At 75.5% G+C, this 2,495-nt stretch carries 2 protein-coding genes and 1 pseudogene; 1 reads left to right on the forward strand and 2 read right to left on the reverse strand.

Annotated features, from left to right (window positions below; translation table 11 throughout):
- Positions 1–211: metallopeptidase family protein (locus tag AC1DP0_RS20780; protein WP_478088264.1), on the forward strand; the 211-nt coding region annotated here is incomplete at its 5' end.
- Between the two features lie 34 nt (positions 212–245).
- On the opposite strand, the gene AC1DP0_RS20785 is transcribed toward AC1DP0_RS20780, so the two are convergent.
- A complete protein-coding gene (locus AC1DP0_RS20785; RefSeq protein ID WP_478088266.1) occupies positions 246–1,712 on the reverse strand; it encodes a DUF5719 family protein in 1,467 nt (488 codons plus the stop codon).
- Positions 1,709–2,495 (reverse strand): annotated as a pseudogene (locus AC1DP0_RS20790) (glycosyltransferase family 2 protein); the annotation flags it as partial. The gene AC1DP0_RS20785 and the pseudogene AC1DP0_RS20790, both read right to left, overlap by 4 nt.

Genomic DNA, 2,495 nt, shown 5'->3' on the forward strand with positions numbered 1-2,495 from the left:
CCCCTGGGACCACCGAGAGGTCCCGCTCGGCCGGCTCTTCCCGGCGACGAGCGCCCGCGCGGCGCGCATCGTCGTCTACAGGCGCCCGGTCGAGACGCGGGTCACCGACCGTCGCGACGTCGCTGCGCTGGTCGCCGACATCGTGACCGAACAGGTGGCGGGCCTGCTCGGTGTCTCCCCCGAGGAGCTGGACCCCGGCTTCGGCGAGTGAGCGGTGCCGGCGGTCACGGCGAGGCCACGACCCGTCAGTTGCGCACCTGACGCACCGGGACCGACAGTGCCCGCACGGGCGCGTCGCTGAGCGAGGCCACCGAGAAGAACGGCACTCCCCCGTCGACACCAGCCACGGAGACGGCGGCTCGGACCGCGCCGGCTGTCGGGCTGACCCAGACCGCGTCGGCGTCACCCACGGCGACGGCCACGGTCGAGTCGGCCGGCACCGCGACGGTCGAGAGCTTCGCCGCGCTGCCGGTCCCGAGGCGCACCTGGGCGCTGGCCGGCGCCGGACCCGCAGTCAGCAGAAGGCGTTTCGTCGTTCCCTTGAGGCCGGGCAGGAGGACGCCGGCCACGCCGCGCAGGGCGGGCGTCGCCGCCGTCCAGGCGAAGTCACCCATCCGGTCCGCGGTGGCCGCACGACGCTCGGCCCAGGCCGCCGCGACGAGGGGCCGGTCGGCACGGATGCCGAGGCCCATGGCCGCGCTGTTGGCCGGGAGCGGGACGTCGAGGGTCGACCCGGCGGGAACGCGGACCGCCCGGAGGTTGTCGGGCTGCACGGCACCCTTGTCGGTGAGCAGCCGCACCTGGGCCAGGGCCTCTGCGTCGCCGGGATTGGCCAGACGCAGGGAGGTCGCACCACCCGTCTCGACACCGGGCACGACGAGGTCGGTGCCGGGCGAGGCCGCCCGGGTCGCGTCGTCGATGCCGCGCCCCGTGGCACCGAGGATCCACTGGTCGTCGAGCACGGCGGACACCACGCCACCGGTGGCGGTGACATGGACGACGGGGGCTGCCTCGTCGGGCGCGATGGCGTCGAGCGAGAGGACCTCGCGGGACAGCGGCGGGACGGAGACGTCCCGGCCGGCCGCCGTGTCGATGCGCCCGGAGGTCCCGAGCGCCTCGAAGGAGACGGAGACGGCATTCGCCCCGGGGTTGCTGACGATGATGCGCTCGGTGCGGGACGCGCCACCCCCACCACCGACGAGCCACACGTCGGACGACGGCAGCTGGCACGGCGTCACCGTGAGTCCGCGGTCGTCGTCGCCGGTGTGCCGCCACACCTGGGTGGCCACGAGGCCGGGAGCCAGGATGCCGCTCGCCCTGGCGATGACGACGTCGGGGGCGCTCACCCCGGCTGAGGCGACCACGCCCCGGTCGGCGGTCTGGGCCAGACCTGTCGCCGACGGTCCACCGAGGAGCTGGACGCTGCCCGACCCGGTGCCGGGCGCGCCTGCGACGACCCCGGCGTCCGGGGACGCTGCAGCGACCGCGACGGTGCCCCGCACGTCGCGCAGGCCGGTGCCGCCGAGGCGCTGCTGCCCGGGGCACACGAGCGAGGCGGCGTCGACCAGCACGCTGGACGACTCGGGAAGGCCGACGCGTTCGCCGGGCTTCGCGAGCTGCACGGAGCCGCTCACCCGGGTCGCGCCGACCGCGAGGCCGCCGGCGACCACAGCGACGGCTGCCGCCCGGACGATGCCGGACACGTTCCTCATGTGCGCCTCCTCGAGCGTCGGTTGCCGAAGGGCACGGCCATGAACACCACGAACGCGAGCAGCACCGCCTGACCCAGGCGCCACCACGGCTGCGCGGCCGCGAGGTCGACCTGGAGAGCGCCCGGGGTGGTCGGCAGGGCATACGTCGGTTGTGCAGCACCGACCACCGGCTCGAGCCGACGGCCGTCGAAGGTCACGAGCGCCTGTCGGGACCACTCGTTGGGCTCGGCCAGGACGACGAAGCGGGGGGCGGTGCCGGCCGGGATCGTCGTGTCGACGGCGGCATGCGGCCCCGCCGTGGGCACGACCTGCAGCAGCGCGCCGTCAGCGTCGACGAGCCGCGCCCGGGACGGCGACGTGGCCGCCTGCACACCGGCGACGACCGGTAGCGGCTGGACCTTCCAGAGGATGCCCAGCTGGCTCGAGCCGAGGCGGCTCAGGCCCTGCGAGGAGTCCAGGCGCCGAGCGAGCGCGGAGTCGGCCGTCGCACGCACCTGGACGAAACCGATGCCGAGACGGGCCAGGGCCTTGGAGTCGAGCGAGTCGGCGCCCCGGCCCCCGACGATGTTGGCGACGGCGTCGACGACGGCGGCGTCGTCGGCGTCGGGGGCCCGGTCGAGGTCGCGCAGCGGCTCACCCGGCTCCTGGCCGGCGAGGACGAAGTCCACGACGTCGTCAGAGGGGCGCAGCAGCAGCAGACGGTTGCCGAGCGGTCCGCCGCCCTGCTCGACGGCGATGGCCGGCAGGGTGGCCTGGCCGACCGACAGGTTGCGCCCGATCCCC

This window comes from Terrabacter sp. P5_B1 (assembly GCF_056400505.1).

Excerpts from the sequence above, each read along its gene's own strand:
- AC1DP0_RS20785 (WP_478088266.1), bottom strand. The coding sequence starts at position 1,712 with ATGAGGAACGTGTCCGGCATCGTCCGGGCGGCAGCCGTCGCTGTGGTC.